The sequence below is a fragment of the Streptomyces sp. NPDC085900 genome (assembly GCF_044540925.1).
GTDB lineage: Bacteria > Actinomycetota > Actinomycetes > Streptomycetales > Streptomycetaceae > Streptomyces > Streptomyces gilvifuscus.
This window is the reverse complement of record NZ_JBITSP010000005.1, coordinates 625,780-645,108: the sequence shown is the minus strand read 5'-3', so window position 1 is coordinate 645,108 and position 19,329 is coordinate 625,780. Positions and strand designations below refer to the sequence as shown.

The window sequence follows — 19,329 nt, the reverse complement described above, 5'->3', positions numbered from 1 at the left end:
CGCCCCTGGGGGGTCACCGCTTCAGGAGTCGTACCGACAGACCTTCCGCCGTGTAGACGGGTACGGCCCGCAGCCGGTCGGAGTTCAGCTCCACGCGGTCGAATCGGCCGCTCAGCCGGGGCGCGCACAGGACGCGCACCGTGTCGCCCGCCACGGGCGGCCGGTCTGCGTCGAGCACCAGCGACAGCACACCGCCCGCGCCCAGCAGCGCCCGGCGCGTCACCTCCAGGGCGGGCTCGTGGCCCGAGCGCAGCGTCAGCTCCAGCGTGGCGGACTCCTGGGAGTACGTGCCGTGCACCCGCACCGGCCGCAGCACCCGCAGGGTGCCGCCGGACACCCGCACATCGCCGTGTCCGAGCGCGTGGGACGAGGCGGCGACCAGCACGCCGTCCCGCACCAGGGTGCCGCCGGTGTACTTGTTGTGACCGGTCAGCGTGAGCGTGCCGCTGCCCAGCTTGGTGAGTCCGCCCTCGCCGTCGATGTCGTTGCGCCAGCTGTCGGCCGCGCCGAAGCCGCCCGCCGCCGCGTCCAGCGTCACGCTCACGTCGGTGTCGAAGGCGCCGTAGCCGTCCGCCGCCGTGAACAGGTCCAGCCGGCCCCACTGCTCGAAGCCGTCCAGCAGGACGTACCCCGACGGCAGCGCGGTGCTCCTCAGCACCTCGCGCCGCTGCTCGGCGCTCAGATACGGCAGCCGCGTCTCCAGGAGCACCTCGGCGCCCTTGGGCACGGTCAGCGGCGTGCTGCGGCCCTGCCGGGTCAGCACGTACGTCAGCCGGGGCCGCACCGCGCGCGCGTTGGCGTCCCGGTCGCCGTAGGTGTCGCCGGTGCCGGGGTGCGCGTAGGCGAACAGGGAGTCGGCGGTGGTGCCCGTCTGCCCGGTGAAGTAGGCCAGTGCCTGGGCGCGGGCGGCGGCCTTGAGACCGGCGTTCGCCGGGTCGGCCAGGGTGGCGGCGGCCAGGGCGGTGGCCATGATGCGGCCGCCCATCACGTCGACCGTGGAGTGCATGCCGGCCATGATCCGGGTGTGGCTGAGCTCGAAGGCGCGGGTCACCAGTTCCTGGAAGCGCTCCGGCACCGCGTAGGCGTAGGCGAGGCCCGCCAGGTGGAAGGCGTTGGTGTGGCCGCTGGGGAAGCCGCCGTCGTCCGTGGGGGAGGTGCTGCGCTGGCGCAGCAGCTGCGGCGCGACGACCACCTCGGAGTCGTACACGGGGTAGCCGAGGGCGTCTGTCGCGCCCGTGTCGACGACCTCGCTGTCCTCGTTCATGCGCCACGGGCGCGGGTACTGGTAGGCGTACTTGGACGGGTTGCCCGACGCCCAGTTTCCGCGCACGGTGTCGACCAGTTCGGCCACCTTGCCGAGCGCGGAGTCGTGCGAGCCGGCGCCGAGCGCGGAGCCGGCCGGGGCGCCGGCGGGCACGGCGTCGTCGATCTTGGCCGGCGGGGTGCCGTCGGGAGCGCTGGTGATCGAGGTGACCGCCTTGGCGCCCGCCTTGTAGAGGTCGGCCAGCGGGCCCAGGCCCGCGATCATCGCGTAGCTCTGGTGCTGGCGGTCGTAGAGGAAGGCCTCCTTCGCCTGCGCGTCCGTCCGGGCGCCGGTGAGGCGGGCGCAGTAGCGCATGTTGGCGCGCAGCACCTCGGGCATGAGCGGGGTGCCGGTGTTCCAGGCGCCGCCCGTCTTCCATATCCGCGCGAACCCGCCGAGGACCCGTACGACCGCGTTGGTCTCCGGGGTGAGGTTCGCCATGACGTTGGTCTTGTAGTCGTCGACGAACGCGAGAGCGAAGCCGGCGGCCTTGGCGTCGGCGGCGCCCAGCCAGGAGACGAAGGTGGGCGCGGCCAGGACACCGGCCGAGGCGCCCAGGGAGGTCTTGAGGAAACCCCTTCTGCCGACGGAGGGTCGGCCGTTCGACGAAGGGGAGCGGTGCCCGGCGGATGACGGCATGCGTGTACCTCTCTTGAGTTCTTCGGCCCTGCGGCCGGGGGAGATCGTGCGATCAGAGGTGTTCCGTGGGGCGCGGGAATGTGCGAATCCGATGCGTCCCGTGAAGCTTTGAGCGAAGATCTACGGCCGTGTCCTGGCCCGTCGGGGAGTGCCCGGCGGCCGAGACGTGTCGTGCGGGTGAACTGCGCGGTACGGCGACGCCCTGCCGATGGCGACGCACCTCCGGCCAGACGTGTCCTGCGGGTGAGCTGCGCGGGCCGGGGGAGAGCCCGCGCGGTACGGCGACGCCGTGCCGGGGGCGACGCACCTCCGGCCAGACGTGTCCTGCGGGTGAGCTGCGCGGGCCGGAGGAGACGCTGCGCGCGAGCGCGACTCCCCCACGGGGGCGCGCGGCCGCCGCGGCAGTCGGCTCCGGTGCCGGGCTCGGCCGGCACCGGGGGTGACACACCTCGCGGCATCCCCGGCGGAGCCCCGAGCCCCCCTCACAGGAGCGAACGTGCCAGCGCCACCGCGCCCTCGACCGGTGGCACCCGCAGCGGCTGCGGGCGGACTCCGGGCAGGGAGGCGGCGAGCGACGAGGCGAACGCGTCGTACAGGGCGGGCTGGTTCAGGATCGTGCCGCCGGCGACCACGACGTCGTCCACCGGGAGCCCGCGGGCGGCGAGCCGTTCCACGAGCGCGGCGAGCGAGTGCCCGGCCTCCGATATCACGGCGCGGGCGACGCGGGAGCCGGCCTCGGCGGCCGCGAACACCACCGGGGCGTGCCGGCCCCATTCCGCCGAGACGTCCCGGGCGCCCTCCAACGCGGCCCCGAGCGCGGGCACTTCGCCGACGCCGAACGCGGCGACGAGACCGAGGGCGAGGTCGTCGGGTTCCTCGCCGCGGTCGTGGGCGGCCCACACGGCCCGCGCGGCCTCGCGGACGAGTCCGGCCGCGCCGCCCTCGTCGCCGAGGACCGCGCCCCAGCCGCCGACCTGGACGGGGGTGCCGTCGGCCAGTCGGCCCACGGCGACGGAGCCGGTGCCGGCCACCAGGCCGACGGCCTTGTCCAGTCCGGCCGCGGGTACGAGGAGTTCGGCGTCGCCCACGACCAGCGCGGGCGCGTCGAAGTGCAGTTGCAGCGCGGTGCGGATCTGCTCGCACTGGCGTGGGGTCTCGCAGGCGTGTCCGCCGACGGCCAGCGCGGACGGGCGGGTGCGCGCGGGGAGGGCCTCGGCGACCAGGGCGGCCAGCCAGCCGGCCGCGGCCACGGGGTCGTGCGGCCGCCAGCCACTGCTGGACCGGACGTGATCGGCTACGGGGTCGTGCCCCGCCAGGGCGCGGAGGTGGGTCTTGGTGCCACCCACGTCGATGCCGACCACGAGAGGCGTGAAGTCCTGCACGGAACCTCTTTCGTCGTTGCGCTGTGCTGCGACGGTGGGCGAACCGTGCCTGGTCAGAAGCAGGTTGAAGCACTCGCGAAGCCCCGGGACGGGCCTCTGGACGGAACACGGCAGGCGAGTACCGTGAAGTTCGTTAGGAAGTTAACTAACGAAGTACAGTGCGTCAAGAGGCTTCGCGCACCCGACCGACCGAGCTGCCCCACGGACGGGGGCGGTACCGCGTGACGCCGGGCATCCCATCGCCGCGCCCCCGCTGTCAGTACGACGGGGGAGTGGCCCGTGACCTGCGGGAGAACTGTGGAACACGACGTGGTGCGAGCCCCGCGCCTGACCGAGAGCGCCGGCGCGGTGTTCGCCGTGCTGGCCCGGGCGGGCAGCGCGACCCGGCCGCAGCTCGCGAGCCTGGCGGGCCTGTCCAAGCCGACGGTGTCCTCCGCCGTCGCGGAACTGGAGAACGCCGGGCTCGCCGCCCATTCCGGCACGGCGTCCAGCGGCACCGGCCGCAGCGCCGCCGTCTACCGGCTGGGCCCGGCCGCCGGCACCGTCCTCGCCGTCGACCTGGGCCCCGCCCTGACGCGGGTACGCGGCTGCGCCCTGGACGGCACCCTGCTCGCCGAGGCCATCGAGTCCCGGGCGCAGGCCGCCGAGGCCGTCCGGGAGGCCCTGGACGCGCTGCCCGCGGGCGCCCCGCTGCGCGCCATCGTGGTCGCCGTCGGTGACGTCACCGCGCGCGACGGCGAGGGCGCCGGGGTGCGTCCGGCCACCGCCAAGGCCGGGCCCGTCTTCGACGCGGTGACCGTCGCGCTGCCGCCCGGGGTGCCCGTCCACCTCGAGAACAACGTCAACTGCGCGGCACTCGCCGAGCTGCACGAAGGCGCCGCGCACGGCCGCGAGACCTTCGGCTACCTGCGGATCGGCGTCGGTATCGGTCTCGGTGTCGTCATCGGCGGCCAGGTGCTGCGCGGGGCCAACGGCGCCGCGGGCGAGGTCGCCCGGCTGCCCTACCCCTGGGACGACGGCCGCGAGCCGCGCCACGAGGCCCTGGAGGAGCACGTCGGCGCCCGCTCGCTGCTGCGCCGGGCCGCGGAGGCCTGGCGCGAGGAGGACGGTCCCTGCCCGCGCACCACGGAGGAGCTCTTCTCCCTCGCCGGCCAGGGCCGGGCCGCGGCCCGCGCCGTCGTGGGCCGGCACGCCGCGGACATAGGCCGGCTCGCCGCCGCCGTGACCGCCGTACTGGACCCGGGGCTCATCGTGCTCGGCGGCAGCACCGGGGCGTATCCGCAGCTCCTGCCGGGTGTGCGGGCCGAGCTGGAGCGGCTGAGCTGGCCCACCGAGGTGGTCAGCAGCACGCTGGGCGATCTGGGCACCGTCGTGGGTGCCGCCCGGCTCGCGGTGGCCCGTGGAGTCCAAACCGTGACCGAGGCCGCGCATGCGAAGGATTGACGGCCTCCGACTCGGTCTGCCAATGTCCGGACAAGCGCTTTCTAAGTCGGCCGGGACGCCGGCTTGGGTTGGCGTCCCGGCCGTACGCGAAGTACGGCAGCCGCACGAGGGCGTGCTTGTGCGACGACGGCCCTCGGGGCCGGGGATCCCACCCGTCGAGGCTGCGCGGCCGGGCGAGGCCGCACCCCCGGAAAGCGAAATTTCCTGCAAAATGCACCCGTGCCGCCTCGATCGGCGCCGTGCTCCGTCTCCTACGACGAAAAAGGGATCGAAGATGACCAATGTGGGTGTGCGGCGCTCCCGCCGACTCGGCCGCGGCGGTATACGCCGTGTGGTTCCCCTCGCTGCCGTGGCCACGGCAGGTGCCCTTCTGCTCTCCGCCTGCGGGGGCTCGGGGTCGAGCTCGGGCGGTACCTCCAAGTCCCTGACGTTCTGGATCTCCACGGTTCCGGGGCAGGACGCGGGCTGGAAGAAGGTGGTCGCGCAGTACAAGAAGGAAGCCGGCGTCAAGGTCAAGCTCGTCAACATCCCCTACGACGGCTACACCACGAAGCTGCACAACGCCGCGCAGGCGAACTCCCTGCCCGACGTGGCGGCCGTCCCGGCGCTGGACCCGATCTGGTCGAACAAGCTGGTCGACCTCAGCTCCATAGCCAACGACAAGGCGAACAACATCAACGCCAACTTCCTGGCGAAGGACTCGTCCGGGAAGGTGCTGTCCATCCCCTCGGACGTCACCGCCTCCGGCCTGTTCATCAACAAGTCGCTGTTCGAGAAGGCCGGGGTCTCCTTCCCCACCTCGCCGCAGAAGACCTGGACCTGGACCGAGTTCATCAAGGCGGCGAACAAGGTCCGCGAGAAGACCGGCGCCAAGTACTCCCTGACCTTCGACCAGTCGCCCTCGCGCCTTCGCGCCATGGTGTACGAACTGGGCGGCAAGTACGTCCACGCCGACTCCTCCGGCAAGTTCTCGGTGGACGCCGCGACCAAGAAGGCCGTGAAGACCTTCGTCGGATGGAACGACGACAAGACCATGCCGAAGTCGGTGTGGACCAGCGGCGCCGACCCGTCGGCCATGTTCCAGAGCGGTGACGTGGTCGCCTACTGGTCCGGCGTCTGGCAGGTCGCCGCCTTCTCGGAGAGCATCAAGAAGTTCGACTGGGCGAGCGTCCCGACCCCCGCCGAGCCGGTGCAGGCCAGTGACGTCAACAGCGGCGGCATGATGGTCGGGTTCAACAACAACGGCGCCGCGGCCACCGCCGCGAAGAAGTTCATGTCGTGGCTGTACGAGCCCGCCCACTACACCGAGCTGTGCGCGGCGTCCGGCTTCCTGCCCGTCGAGAGCGGTCTGAGCCCGAAGTACCCCTTCAAGTCCGAGGCGGCGCAGGCGGCGTTCAAGCTCTACAACGAGGAGATCCCGCTCTACGCCCCGATCTCCGGCTACTTCAACGGCGCGCAGACGAACTGGGTGCTGAAGGGCAAGAGCCTCACCGAGGACCCGACCAAGACGGAACTCGGCAAGGCGATCAACGGCCAGCAGTCGCCCGACAAGGCCCTGGAGAACATCGTGGCCGGCTACAACCAGCAGGTCGGCGGCGCGTCGTAGGCCGACGGGCCGGGCGGCGGGACCGAGACCCCGCCGCCCGGCCCCGGCCCATGCGATGCCGGGCTCACGGCCCGAGCCCACAGCAATCCATTCCACCAGCACGGAGTCAGGAAGATGACAAAACACGCCTCGGCCGTGTCCGCGAGCCCGCCCAGGAGACGCAATAAGTACGTTCTCGCGCCGCTCGTCCTCATCGCGGCCAACGTCGTGCTCTTCGCGCTGTTCTTCGTCTGGCCGGCGGTGATCGGGCTCGTCTACTCCTTCACGAACTACACGGGTGTGGGGGCGTTCCAGTTCGTCGGACTGGACAACTACCACAACCTGTTCGGGGACTCCACGTTCTACGACGCGCTGACGCGGACACTGCTGTACGCCGTGCTCTTCGTGCCGCTGAACTTCGCGCTCGCGCTGGCCGCCGCCAACCTGGTGGTGAGCAAGCACGCCAAGGGCACGTCGGTCGCCCGCGTCATCTTCTTCATCCCGTGGCTGCTGTCGCCCATCGTCGTCGGTGTCCTGTGGCGGTGGCTGTTCGGTGAGAACTTCGGACTGGTCAACTACGTCATCGAGAAGCTCGGCGGAAGCGCCGTCCCATGGCAGTCGAACGCGGACCTGTCGCTGCTGGTGGTGGTGATGGCGGCGTCCTGGGCCTGGACGGGATTCTCGATGCTGCTGTTCATAGCGGCGATCAAGAACGTGCCCACCTCGTACTACGAGGCGGCCTCCCTCGACGGAGCGGGCCCCTGGCGGCAGTTCGTCAGCATCACGCTGCCGAGCATCGCGCCCACCTCGTTCATCGTCATCCTGCTCAACACGATCAACGCGATGAAGGAATACCCGGTGTTCGTCGCCCTCAACAACGGCGGACCCGGTACGTCGAACAACCTGCTCGTCCAGTACATCTACGAGACCGGCTTCAAACGGGGTCAGATCGGCTACGCGAGCGCCGCGTCGTTCGTGCTCATGCTCATTCTGATGGCCGTCGCGATCATCCAGCTGATCGTCAACCGGCGGGTGGAGAACCGATGACAACCACAGACATTCCTCGCCCTGTCGACGCCGGTCCCGGACGGGCCGTCTCCAAGAAGCGACCCCGCAGAGCCGGCAGCGGCGGACTGCGGCGGGCGGTGTCCGCGACGACGCTGCTGTGGATCCTCGCCTGCCTCTACGGGCTGCCCGTGCTGTGGTTCATCCTCAGCTCCCTCAAGCCGGCCAGCGACCTGTTCTCCTATCCGCTGACGCTGGTACCGCACAACCCCACCCTGTCCGGTTTCAAGGCCGCGTGGGACAGCGCCAACTTCTCCCAGTACTTCGTCAACACCGCCATTGTGTGCGTGATCACGACGATCCTCACCGTGGGCGTCAGCTGCTGCACCGGCTACGCGCTGGCCAAGTACGACAACAAGTGGCTCAAGGCCTTCTTCCTCTGCATTCTGGCCACCACGATGCTGCCGGGCGAGGTCATGCTTGCCCCCGAGTTCCTGGTGGTCCGCAACCTCGGTCTCTACAACTCCTTCGCGGGCATCATCCTGCCGGCCGTGCTCACCGCGACCGGATGCTTCATGTTCCGGCAGTTCTTCCTCACGGTCCCCGACGAACTCGTGGAGGCCGCGCGCATCGACGGCGCCCGCGAACTGTCCATCTTCCTGCGGATCATGGTGCCGATCTCCCGGCCCATCATGCTGACCCTCGCCATCCTGTCCTTCCAGTGGCGGTGGAACGACTACATCTGGCCGCTGCTGATGCTCAACGACCCCAACAAGTTCACCGTGCAGATCGGCATCCAGAGCATCGTCGGCGCGCAGAACATCAACTGGTCGGTCCTGCTCGGCGCGTCGGTCATCTCCATGATCCCGCTGATCGCCATCTTCCTGGTCTTCCAGCGCTACGTGATGGGCGCCGACATCAACGCCGGACTGAAGGACTGACCTTGCCCGCTCCGATCGACCACGAGTTCGTCCGCGCGGCGGCGCTCGCCGCCGACGGGTCGGCCGATCCGTCGGCGGAATTCATCGAGCCGCACCGCGCCCTGGCCCGGCGGGTGAAGACCCTGGTCGCGGCGTACCGCTCGCCGGCGTCGGCCCTGCACGGCAGCGAGCGGGCCGCCGCCGCCGCGCTGACTCACCTCCGGGCCCTGCGGTCCACGCAGACGGCGTCCGGCCTCTTCGCGGGCGGCGACAACGTGCAGTCGCCGCCGGACTCCGCGTTCACCGTCAACGACGTGTGCGACGCGCACGTCCTCGCCGCGGGCGCGGGGCCCGAACTGGCCGACGTCACGGCGGCGCTGGCCGAGATCGCCGGCGCCGCCACCGAAAGCCTCCTGGCCGGTGGAGTGCACACCCCCAACCACCGCTGGGAGCTGTCCGCGGCGCTGGCCCGGCTGCACCGATCGTTCCCCGACGACCGGCTGCTCGTCCGCGCCGAGGAGTGGCTCGCCGAGGGCGTCGACATCGACGCCGACGGCCTGTACTCGGAACGCAGCGCCGTCTACGCGTCCATCGTGACCAACCCGGCGCTGCTGCTGCTGGCCGAGGTGCTCGGGCGTACCGACCTGGTGGACGCCGTCGAACGCAACCTCACCGCGACCCTGGAGCTCATCAGGCCGGACGGCACGGTGGAGACCGTCCACTCGCGCCGCCAGGACCAGAGGCAACCGTTCGCACTGTGGCCCTACCTGCCGCACTACCGGCTGCTCGCGATCCGCACCGGCCGGGGCGACTTCGCCCGCGCTGCCCGCCTGGCGGCCGCCGACGGCATCCACGACCCCGACCTGCTCGCCCAGACCCTCCTCACCCCGGATCTGTGCCGCGCCCTGCCGGCCCCGGACGCGGAGCCGCTCCCGCGGGACCGGTACCTCCCCACCGCGCGCCTGGCCACCCGCGCCTCGGCCACCACGTACACGGTGGTGTACGGAGGCTCCGACGTGCCCGAGCACCGGCGCATCCGCTCGGGCCTCGCCTGCAACCCCACCTTCCTGCGCCTGTTCGCCGGTGCCGCCGTCCTCGACGCGGTCCGCCTCTCAAGGGGGTTCTTCGACCTGGGCCCGTTCCGCGCCGCCGACATGCGACGGCTCGCCGACGGCCGCTACCTGCTCACCGAAACCCTCTCGGCCGCCTACTACCAGCCGCTCCCGCCCGACCACCGGCGGGACGACGGCGCCTACCGGATGGCGGATGAGGGACGCTTCTCGGCCGCGATGGCCTTCCCGGACCGGCCCCGGGACGAGGTCTCCCACGCGACCCGAGTGCAGGTGGACCTGCGGGAGGACGGGGCCGACCTGCGGATCGCCATCAGTGGCCCGCCGGTGCCCTGGGCCCTCGAACTGACCTTCCGGCCGGGCGGCGATCCGCAGGGTGCCGTACCGCTCGGTGACGGAAGCTGGTGCCTGACGACCGAGCCGATGACCTACCGCGTCGGCGACGACGAGATCCGGGTCGAGGCCGCCGTCGAGACGGGTGAACCGCTCGCCGGACCGGACAGGAGCGACGTACTGCGCTATGACCCCGGGCAGGACTACACAGTGGTGGGCGGTACCGACGCGACGACCGGGAACCGCGTCTACATCGGTGGACATGGCCCGCACACACTGACCGTCGCACTGCGCGCGACCACCTCAGGCATGAAGGACTGATCCCCGTGCACCTCCTCCACCAGCGCGGACCGCTGCACGACCTGCCGGACACCCCGGAGGCCCACGACGCCGTCCTCGCCGACGTCGTCGAGCAGGCCCTGGCCCGGCTCACCCCGGAGGGCAGCCTCGAACACCCCGACTGCGTCGACGACATCGGCGACACCTCGCTCGGCATCACCTCCCTGCTCGCGTTCGCCTGGCAGCGCGGCAAGGACCCGCGGCTGCCGGAGGCGGTGCGCCGCAGCCTCGCCTTCCATCTGCGCGAGCGGGTGTACGTCGAGGACAACCCCGGCTACCCGAACCTGAGAGCCCGCGACTCCGGTCTGCCGTACGCCCGTTACGTCCTCGAAGCCGGCGCGCACCCCATCGGTGACTGGCCCAGCACGGTGTGGGCGCTGCTCCAGGCCGTCAACGTCCTGGACACCGCCGAGGGCCTGGTCGACGACGAACAGCGGGCCGCACTGCTGGAGCTGGCCCGCGGTTACTGGCGCTGGCTGACCGAGGCGACGTTCTTCAACCCGCAGGAGGCCGGCAACCAGGCCATCGGATGCGTGGTCGGCGGCCTGATGCTGGCCCGCCATCTGCCCGCCGCCGAGGGCGAGTCGGTGCGCGCCCGGGCGCTTGAGCTGTACACCGACGAGATCCGTGCCCACCGCGTCCGCGACCGGGGCGCCCTGCTGCCCCCGGAGCACGGCGGCGCATACGACAACAACTACGGCCCGATCTCCCTGTCCTTCCTCGCCCAGGCCCACCGGATCAGCGGTGAGGCGATGTTCGCCGAGGACGGCGACGCGCTCGCCCGCTACATCGACGCCCGGCTGACGGGCGGGGGCTTCGACAACGGCGGCCCGCGCTACAGCGAGCAGCACTCCGCCTTCGAATCCGTCCTGGGACTGCGGTACTTCAGCGCCCGCATCGGCTCCGACCTGGGCCGCTACCGCGGTGACAGCCGCTGGGCCCGGTACGCGTGCAAGCCGGACGGCGGGGTCGACGGTCACTTCGCCTGGATGCTGGTCTGGCAGATCCAGGACGCCACGCCCTGGCACCGCGGGCCGAGCCAGACTCCGGCACGGCACCAACTGCGCGCGGGCAGGGTGTCGGTGGCCTTCGACGACCGCATGACCCCGGCCGTCGTGGAGGCGGCCGGCACCTACTGGCTGGCCGCCGCCGTCGGCCGTCAGCACGGCTTCGGTCCCGTCACCGACGGCTTCCTGATGTGCCGCCCCATGGGCGCGGTCCGCGTCCGCGACCTGCGGGCGGACGGCCTGACGGCCAAGCTGGTCACCAAGCCGGTCGTCGGCCGCGACCACGTCCTGCGGCACGTACGGTCCCTGTACGTCACCGACGGCGAGACCCTGTGGACCACGGTGGCCGTCGAACGCCTCGACGGGACGCCGTACCTGCTGGCCGGGCTGCCGTACGCCGAGGACGACGGCGACCGGGTGCGGCGCATCGCCGCGGCGCCGGTCGCCTCGGCGGGCGCCCTGCGCCTGACCCACCCGCGGTCCGGCGGGGCCGAGCACTTCGACGCGCGTGCCGAACTCCTCCAGGAGCAGGCCGCGTTCGCGCTCGCGGCCGACCCGCGCGGCTACGGCAACCCGGACGAGGGCTGGCGGCACCTGGTGAGCTCGACGGCGCTGGAGGCCGGCCCGGTCCCCGGCACCCCGGACGACCTGCACGTCTTCGCCGTCCGCTACGGCTCCGAGACGCCGTTCACGGTCGCGGTGGAGCGGCGCGAGGGGGAACTCGTCCTCACGACGGGGGAGTTCACGGCCGTGATCGGACCGGACGACGAGAAGGGGGAGCCCCGGCTGGCGCTGCGCGCGGTCAGTCGGTGACTCCCAGCGGCGAGGGGCGCTCCAGCACGCTCGCCGGCACCACCAGGTCCGCCCGGCCCCGGGTCGCGGCGACCAGCTCGGCGTTGGGCTGGTCGCTGCGCATCACCCAGGCGACCGCCTCCTCGTGCCCCTTGCCGAACTCCTCGTGCCGGGTGATCAGCCGCCGCAGCCGCTCCCGCTCGTCGAGCTCGCAGAACCACACCTCGTCCAGCTGCCGCCGCACCCGCGGCCACGCGCCGTGGTCCAGCAGCAGGTAGTTCCCCTCCGTCACCACCAGCCGGGCCGTCGGCGGCACCGGCACGGCCCCCGCGACCGGCTGCTCCAGCAACCGCTCGAAGCCCGGCGCGTACACCACGTCGCCGGCCGCCTCCGGATCCGTCTCGCGCAGCCGCCGCAGCAGGGCCGCGTACCCGGCCGCGTCGAAGGTGGCGGGCGCGCCCTTGCGGTCCCGCAGGCCGAGCCGGTCCAGCTCGACATCGGCGAGGTGGAAACCGTCCATCGGAACGTGCGCCGCCCACGGCTCGCCCGTCCCGTTCAGCTCCCGCACCAGGCTTTCGGCGAGCGTGGACTTCCCGGCGCCGGGACTGCCCGTGATACCGAGGATCGCGCGCCGGTCGCCCCTGCTCAGGGCGCGGGCACGGGTGAGGAGGTCGTCGAAAGTCAGCGGCACAACCCGAGTGTGCCATCCGCGCCACGGCGGGGATCTCCGGGCCGGCCGACAAGATTTTGCCGCCCGTGTGGTGCGGGCCACTCACTGGAGTTCTCCTTATGGGGAACGGTGTCCTGTATGACGCTGCTCGGACTTCCCGAAGACATCCAGGCCTGCCTCTTCGACCTCGACGGTGTGGTGACCAGGACCGCCGTGGTGCACGCGGCCGCCTGGAAGGAAACGTTCGACGCGTTCCTGCGTGAACGCGAGGGCGAGGACTTCCGGCCGTTCGACTCCGCCGCCGACTACGACGAGTACGTCGACGGCCGCCCGCGCGCCGACGGCGTGCGCACCTTCCTCGCCTCCCGCGGCATCGAGCTGCCCGAGGGGACCCCCGACGACCCACCGGACGCCCAGACGGTCAACGGCGTCGGCAACCGCAAGAACGTCCTGCTCCTGGAGCGGATCCGCACCCAGGGCGTGGAGGCCTACGACGGCACGCTGCGCTACATCGAGGCCGCCCGCAAGCTGGGCCTGCGCACCGCGATCGTCTCCTCCAGCGCCAACACCCTCGACGTGCTGCGCTCCATCGACGCCGAGCGCCTCTTCGACGTACGCATCGACGGCGTGGTGGCGGCCGAGCGCAAGCTGCCGGGCAAGCCGCGGCCGGACACCTTCCTCGCGGCCGCCCGCGACCTGGGCGTCGAGCCGAAGCGGGCCGCCGTGTTCGAGGACGCGCTGGCCGGCATGGACGCGGGCCGCTCGGGCCACTTCGGATACGTCGTCGGCGTCGACCGCGTCGGCCAGACCGAGGCGCTGTACAAGCACGGCGCGGATGTCGTCGTCAAGGACCTCGCGGAGCTGGGAGGGCAGGAGTGATCAGCGACCGCTCGTACACCGTGGAACCGTGGTGCGTGCGCGAGACCGCCCTGAACCTGGACGTCCTGGCCCAGAGCGAGTCGGTCTTCGCCCTGTCCAACGGCCACGTCGGCTGGCGCGGCAACCTCGACGAGGGCGAACCGCACGGACTGCCCGGCTCCTACCTCGGCGGCGTCCACGAACTGCACCCGCTGCCCTACGCGGAGGCCGGCTACGGCTACCCCGAGTCCGGCCAGACGGTCATCAACGTCACCAACGGCAAGGTCCTGCGGCTGCTCGTCGACGACGAGCCCTTCGACCTGCGCTACGGCCGCCTCGTCTCCCACGAGCGCACCCTCGACCTGCGCCGGGGAGTGCTGGAGCGGGTCTGCGAGTGGGTCTCCCCGGCGGGCACGGCGATACGGGTGCGCTCGACCAGGCTCGTCTCCCTCACCCAGCGCGCGATCGCCGCCGTCTCCTACGAGGTGGAGCCCGTCGAGGCACGTACGCGTGTCGTCATCCAGTCGGAGCTCGTCGCCAACGAGCAACTGCCCGAGACCAAGGGCGATCCGCGCGCCGCCAAGGCGCTGCAGTCGCCGCTGGAGCCGGAGGAGGACTTCGCCGCGGGCCGGCGGCTGCGGCTGGTGCACCGCACCCGGCGCAGCGGTCTGCGGGTGGCCGTGGCCGCCGACCACGTCGTCGAGGGCCCCGAGGGCACCAGCACGAGCAGCGAGAGCAACGAGGACGTCGCCCGGCTCACCGTCACCTCGGTCCTGGAACCCGGCGAGCGGCTGCGGGTGGAGAAGCTGGTCGCCCACGGCTGGTCCGGCACCCGCTCCAAACCGGCGATGAGCGACCAGGTCGAGGCGGCACTGGCCGCCGCGAGCGTCGGCGGCTGGGCCGGTCTGGCCGAGGAACAGCGCGAGACCCTCGACGACTTCTGGAGCCGCGCCGACGTCGAGGTGGGCGGCGACGAGGAGATCCAGCAGGCCGTCCGCTTCGCCCTCTTCCACGTACTCCAGGCCGGCGCCCGCGCCGAACAGCGCGCGATCCCCGCCAAGGGCCTGACCGGGTCCGGGTACGACGGCCACGCCTTCTGGGACACCGAGGCGTTCGTGCTGCCGCTGCTGACCTACACCGCGCCCGAGGCCGTCGCCGAGGCGCTGCGCTGGCGCCACAGCACCCTGGACGCCGCACGCGAACGCAGCGCCCAACTCGGCCTGCGCGGCGCGGCGTTCCCCTGGCGCACCATCGAGGGCTCGGAGTGCTCGGCCTACTGGCCGGCCGGTACGGCGGCCTTCCACGTGAACGCGGCGGTCGCCGACGCCGTCGTCCGCTACACGGCCTCCACCGGGGACGAGCAGTTCGAACGGGAGGCGGGCGTCGAGCTGCTGGTGGAGACGGCCAGGCTGTGGCGCTCGCTCGGCCACCACGACCACCGCGGCGACTTCCACATCGACGGCGTCACCGGCCCCGACGAGTACAGCGCCATCGCCGACGACAACACGTACACCAACCTCATGGCCCGCCAGAACCTGCTGGCGGCCGCGGAGGCCTGCGAGCGCCACCCGGACCGGGCCGCGCAGCTCGGTGTCGACGACGAGGAGAGCGCGGCCTGGCGGGACGCGGCCGACGCGATGTACGTCCCGTACAACCGCGAACTCGGCGTGCACGAACAGCACGAGGGCTTCACCCGCCACCAGCGCTGGGACTTCGCCGGCACCCGCCCGGACCAGTACCCGCTGATGCTGCACTTCCCGTACTTCGACCTCTACCGCAAACAGGTCGTCAAGCAGGCCGACCTGGTGCTGGCGATGTACACCTGCGCGGGCTTCTTCGACGAGGAGCACGTGGCGCGCAACTTCGCCTACTACGAGCCGCTGACCGTGCGCGACTCCTCCCTGTCCGCCTGTGTCCAGGCCGTCGTCGCCGCCCGGGCCGGCCATCTGGAACTCGCCTACGACTACACGGGCGAGGCCGCGCTGATGGACCTGGAGGACCTGGAGCACAACACGCGCGACGGGCTGCACATCGCTTCGCTGGCCGGCACGTGGACGGCCCTGGTCGCCGGTTTCGGCGGACTGCGCCGCGACGGCGACGTGCTGAGCTTCGCTCCCTGCCTGCCCGAACGGCTGAGCCGGCTGGCCTTCAACCTCCAGCTCCTCGGCCGCCGGCTGCGCGTGGAGATCGGCCCCGACAAGGCCACGTACACGCTGCTGTCCGGCCCGCCCCTGACCATCCGCCACCACGGGACGCCGGTGACGGTCCGCACCGAGGCACCCGTCCTGCGCACGGTTCCGCAGCCACCGGCACGCCCGGCCCCCGAGCAGCCGCCGCACCGCAGCCCCATCCGGCGCTGACGGCGCGGGGGAGGGGCGTCAGGCGCCTGGCCGTACTGCGCAGGGCGCGGCCGGGCGCGGCGGGTTAGTTTGTGCCCGTCCGCGAAGAATCTCCCCGTGGTGCGGAAGGGTGGCCCGCATGACGTCCGAGCAGGTCCCGCTCCCGGCCGCCCGCCGCCACGCCTACTGGCAGACCGCCCTCACCGCCGCCGTTGGGGCGGCCGTCGGCTACGCCGTCCACCGGCACTGGCCGGTGCTGCGCACCGGCGCCGTCCGGCTGGCCGTGGCCGACCAGGGCTGGCTGCTCGTGGGCGTCCTGGCCACCGGTGCCACCTGGGGGTGCGCGGCACTGGCCCAGCAGGGCGCGGTGCGACGGCGACTGCCCGCGGGCCCGCTGGTGGCCGCGCAGTTCGCCGCGACCGCCGCCGGCCAGTTGCTGCCCGCGGGCATCGGCGCCGCCGCGGTCGGCCTGCGCTTCCTCATGCGCTGCGGACTGAGCCCCGGCCGCTCCGCCGCCGCCCTCGCGGTGAAGGCCGCGGCCGGCGCCTCGGTCCGCGGCGCCCTGATCGTCGTCCTCGCCGCCGGCTGCCCCGGCGTGCTGAGGATGCCGCATCTGCCGGTGGAGGGCGTGGCCGCCGTCGCGGGGGTGCTGTTAGTTGCGGGTGCGGCGCTGTGGCGCCGATGCCGTCCGGCGCTGACGACGGTGATGGCGGACATCAGGGCCGTGCACGCCCGGCCGGGGCGGGCTGCGGCGCTGTGGGGCGGCTCGGCGGCCTTCGTCGCACTGCACGCGCTCGTCCTCGTCGCCGTCACCCGGGCCGTCGCCCTGCCCCTGCCCGCGGACCGGGTGGCGCTCCTCTACCTCGCCGCGAGCGGCGCCGCCGCCCTGCTGCCCACCCCCGGCGGCCTCGGCTCCCTCGACGCGGCCCTCGCCCTCGCGCTCACCGCCGCCGGCGCGCCGGGCGCCGCGGCCGCCTCCGTCGTCCTCGGCTACCGGCTGCTGACCGGATGGCTGCCCCTGCTGCCGGGCCTGCTGGTCCTGGCGATGCTCGCCCGACGCCACGCCCTGTGAACCGCGCCGGGGGTCTCGGCGCCGCCGGCCGTGGGACTGTGCCGGGTTTTCCGGCACCGCCGGCCCTGGGGCTACGCGTGTCCCGGCGCGGTTGGACGGCACCGGGTGTTCCGGCGTCGCCCTCCGAGGGGCCGCATCGGATGTGCCGGCGCCGCCGGCCGTGGGACTGTGCCGGGTTTTCCGGCACCGCCGGCCCTGGGGCTACGCGTGTCCCGGCGCGGCTGGACGGCACCGGGTGTTCCGGCGTCGCGCCCTGTGGACCGCGCCGGGTGTCTCGGCGCCGCCCACCGAAGGGCCGCACCGGATTTGCTGACGTGGCCCGCCGCGGGACCGCACGGGATTTGCCGACGCCGCCCGCCGAGGGGCCGCGCCGGATGTGCCGGCGCCGCCCGCCGAGGGACCGTGCCGGTGTTTCCCGGCGTCCCGCTTCAGGTAGGAGTCCGATGTCGGTGCGACGAGGAGGGGGAGCGGCATGACGTCGAGCGACAGCGGTGGGCGGCTGGGGGAGGAGTTCTTCACTCCAGGGACCGCGTCGTTCACCGAGTTCCTGGCCGCGCACCGGCCCGAACTGCTGCCCACGCGCCGCCCGTTCCCCGACGGCGTTAGCGCCGGGGCCGACCGGTTCCCGCACGGCACCACCGTGCTGGCGCTCACCTACCGCGACGGCGTGCTGATCGCCGGCGACCGCCGGGCCACGATGGGCAACCTCATCGCCCAGCGGGACCTGGAGAAGGTGCACCCGGCGGACGACCACACGGCCGTGGCCTTCGCCGGCTCCGTCGGACTCGCCCTGGACATGGTGAAGCTGTACCAGGTGGAGCTGGCCCACTTCGAGAAGGTCGAGGGCATCCCCATGACCCTCGCCGCCAAGGCCAACCGTCTCGCCGGCATCATCCGGCAGAACCTGGGCCAGGCGATGCAGGGCCTGGCCGTCGTCCCGCTGCTCGCCGGCTACGACCCCGCCGCCTCCGAGGGCGGCAGGGGCCGCATCTTCGGCTACGACGTCGCCGGCGGCCTGTACGAGAAGCGGGGCTTCCACGCCGACGGCTCGGGATCGCCGTACGCCAGAGGCGCGCTGAAGAAGCTCTTCCGTGCCGGCATGGACCGGCGCGAGGCCGCTCTGGCCGCCCTCCAGGCCCTGTACGACGCGGCCGACGACGACTCGGCGACCGGCGGGCCCGACATCGGCCGCCGGATCTTCCCCATCGTGTCGGTGATCACCGAGGACGGTTTCGAACGGCTCTCCGAGGAGGAGACGGAGCAGCTCAGCCGGGAGATGGTGGAGGCGCGCCGCAGCCGCCCGGACGGGCCGAACGCCGCTCCCTGACAGAGCCCCGCGTCTTTTCCCGCCCATGGTGAAGAGCTGTCGCGGCCTTTACTGCATATGATGTGCAGGTGCGGGAGGATGGCATCAGGTTGCCTGCCGCAACCGCCGCGCCCCCGGAAGAGAGAACCACCCGTATGACCTGGCACCGCGTCCGCACCTCCATGACACGCGAGGAGTGGACCAGGGTCGGCGGCATGGCCGCCCTCGTGATCGCCCTGCACGTCATCGGCTGGTTCACGCTCATCGGGATCGTCGCGCCCGAGCACTACAGCATCGGTGAGAAGTCCTTCGGCATCGGCATCGGCGTCACCGCGTACACCCTGGGGATGCGGCACGCCTTCGACGCCGACCACATCGCCGCCATCGACAACACCACCCGCAAGCTCATGGGCGAGGGCAAGCGGCCTCTGTCGGTGGGTTTCTGGTTCTCCCTGGGGCACTCCAGCGTCGTCTTCGTCCTGGCGCTGCTGCTGTCGTTCGGGATCAAGGCGGTCGCCGGGCCCGTCCGCGACGACGGCTCCGAACTGCACGACGTCACCGGAGTGATCGGCACGACCGTCTCTGGCACCTTTCTCTACGTCATCGCGGCCATCAACCTCGTCATCCTGGCCGGCATCTGGAAGGTCTTCCGGCAGATGCGCTCCGGCCACTTCGACGAGGCCGCCCTCGAAGAGCAGCTCGACAAACGGGGCTTCATGAACCGGCTGCTGGGCCGCGTCATGAAGTCGATCACCAAGTCGTGGCAGATGTACCCGCTCGGGCTGCTCTTCGGCCTCGGCTTCGACACCGCCACCGAGATCGCGCTGCTCGTGCTGGCCGGCTCGGGCGCGGCGTCCGGACTGCCCTGGTACGCCATCCTGTGCCTGCCGGTGCTGTTCGCCGCGGGCATGTCGCTGCTCGACACCGTCGACGGCTCGTTCATGAACTTCGCCTACGGCTGGGCCTTCTCCAAGCCGGTCCGCAAGGTCTACTACAACCTCACCATCACCGGCCTGTCGGTCGCCGTCGCCCTGCTCATCGGCACCGTCGAACTCCTCGGCCTGCTCGCCCAGAAGCTCCGCCTGCACGGCCCCTTCTGGGACCGGGTGGCCGGACTCGACCTCAACGTCGTGGGCTTCGTCATCGTCGGCCTCTTCTTCGCCACCTGGGTCGTCGCCCTGCTGGTGTGGAAGTTCGGCCGCATCGAGGAGAAGTGGACGGCGGGCCTGGCCCGGCCGGCCGAACAGCCCGCCGAGTAGGCCCGCC

General features: G+C 72.3%; 14 protein-coding genes. 11 read left to right on the top strand and 3 right to left on the bottom strand.

Features of this window, described 5'->3' with window-relative positions; all coding sequences use genetic code 11:
* Positions 1 to 13: 13 nt before the first annotated feature.
* On the bottom strand, positions 14 to 1,942 hold the full coding sequence (locus ACIGDI_RS21385; protein ID WP_399898779.1) for a phosphatase PAP2 family protein: 1,929 nt from the start codon (positions 1,940 to 1,942) through the stop codon (positions 14 to 16).
* Positions 1,943 to 2,424: 482 nt separating this feature from the next.
* Positions 2,425 to 3,324, bottom strand: coding sequence for an N-acetylglucosamine kinase (locus tag ACIGDI_RS21380; RefSeq protein WP_399898776.1), 900 nt, complete (start codon positions 3,322 to 3,324; stop codon positions 2,425 to 2,427).
* A gap of 309 nt (positions 3,325 to 3,633) precedes the next feature.
* Here ACIGDI_RS21380 and ACIGDI_RS21375 point away from each other — a divergent pair, with 309 nt between their 5' ends.
* The 6 genes from ACIGDI_RS21375 (at position 3,634) to ACIGDI_RS21350 (ending at position 11,839) form a co-directional block, all read left to right on the top strand.
* Positions 3,634 to 4,767 (top strand): ROK family transcriptional regulator, encoded by a 1,134-nt coding sequence (locus ACIGDI_RS21375; protein WP_399898773.1) that lies wholly within the window; start codon positions 3,634 to 3,636, stop codon positions 4,765 to 4,767.
* Positions 4,768 to 5,041: 274 nt separating this feature from the next.
* Entirely contained in the window at positions 5,042 to 6,373 is a 1,332-nt protein-coding gene (locus ACIGDI_RS21370) for an ABC transporter substrate-binding protein (RefSeq protein ID WP_399898770.1), read from the top strand.
* Between the two features lie 114 nt (positions 6,374 to 6,487).
* On the top strand, positions 6,488 to 7,399 hold the full coding sequence (locus ACIGDI_RS21365; RefSeq protein WP_399898767.1) for a carbohydrate ABC transporter permease: 912 nt from the start codon (positions 6,488 to 6,490) through the stop codon (positions 7,397 to 7,399).
* A complete protein-coding gene (locus ACIGDI_RS21360; protein ID WP_399898764.1) occupies positions 7,396 to 8,298 on the top strand; it encodes a carbohydrate ABC transporter permease in 903 nt (300 codons plus the stop codon). The genes ACIGDI_RS21365 and ACIGDI_RS21360 overlap by 4 nt, the downstream gene beginning before the upstream one ends.
* A gap of 2 nt (positions 8,299 to 8,300) precedes the next feature.
* Complete coding sequence (locus tag ACIGDI_RS21355; protein WP_399898762.1) at positions 8,301 to 10,001, top strand: hypothetical protein; 1,701 nt, start codon at positions 8,301 to 8,303, stop codon at positions 9,999 to 10,001.
* A 5-nt stretch (positions 10,002 to 10,006) separates the two neighbouring features.
* Entirely contained in the window at positions 10,007 to 11,839 is a 1,833-nt protein-coding gene (locus tag ACIGDI_RS21350; protein WP_399898759.1) for a hypothetical protein, read from the top strand.
* Here ACIGDI_RS21350 and ACIGDI_RS21345 read toward each other — a convergent pair.
* Positions 11,829 to 12,509 carry a nucleoside/nucleotide kinase family protein gene (locus ACIGDI_RS21345; RefSeq protein ID WP_399898756.1) on the bottom strand — a complete coding sequence of 227 codons (681 nt, stop codon included), beginning with the start codon at positions 12,507 to 12,509 and terminating at the stop codon, positions 11,829 to 11,831. The two genes, ACIGDI_RS21350 and ACIGDI_RS21345, sit on opposite strands and share 11 nt — an antisense overlap.
* Positions 12,510 to 12,626: 117 nt before the next feature.
* Between ACIGDI_RS21345 and ACIGDI_RS21340 the strand changes: the two genes are divergently transcribed.
* The 5 genes from ACIGDI_RS21340 (at position 12,627) to ACIGDI_RS21320 (ending at position 19,322) form a co-directional block, all read left to right on the top strand.
* Complete coding sequence (locus ACIGDI_RS21340) at positions 12,627 to 13,367, top strand: beta-phosphoglucomutase family hydrolase (RefSeq protein ID WP_399898752.1); 741 nt, start codon at positions 12,627 to 12,629, stop codon at positions 13,365 to 13,367.
* A complete protein-coding gene (locus tag ACIGDI_RS21335; RefSeq protein WP_399898749.1) occupies positions 13,364 to 15,706 on the top strand; it encodes a glycoside hydrolase family 65 protein in 2,343 nt (780 codons plus the stop codon). Before ACIGDI_RS21340 ends, ACIGDI_RS21335 begins: the two co-directional genes overlap by 4 nt.
* A gap of 118 nt (positions 15,707 to 15,824) precedes the next feature.
* Positions 15,825 to 16,757 carry a lysylphosphatidylglycerol synthase domain-containing protein gene (locus ACIGDI_RS21330; RefSeq protein WP_399898746.1) on the top strand — a complete coding sequence of 311 codons (933 nt, stop codon included), beginning with the start codon at positions 15,825 to 15,827 and terminating at the stop codon, positions 16,755 to 16,757.
* A gap of 472 nt (positions 16,758 to 17,229) precedes the next feature.
* Positions 17,230 to 18,084: a proteasome subunit beta gene (gene prcB, locus ACIGDI_RS21325; protein WP_399898743.1), complete on the top strand. Its 855-nt coding sequence runs from the start codon at positions 17,230 to 17,232 to the stop codon at positions 18,082 to 18,084.
* A 134-nt stretch (positions 18,085 to 18,218) separates the two neighbouring features.
* Positions 18,219 to 19,322, top strand: coding sequence for a HoxN/HupN/NixA family nickel/cobalt transporter (locus ACIGDI_RS21320; protein ID WP_399898740.1), 1,104 nt, complete (start codon positions 18,219 to 18,221; stop codon positions 19,320 to 19,322).
* The last annotated feature ends 7 nt before the right edge of the window (positions 19,323 to 19,329 follow it).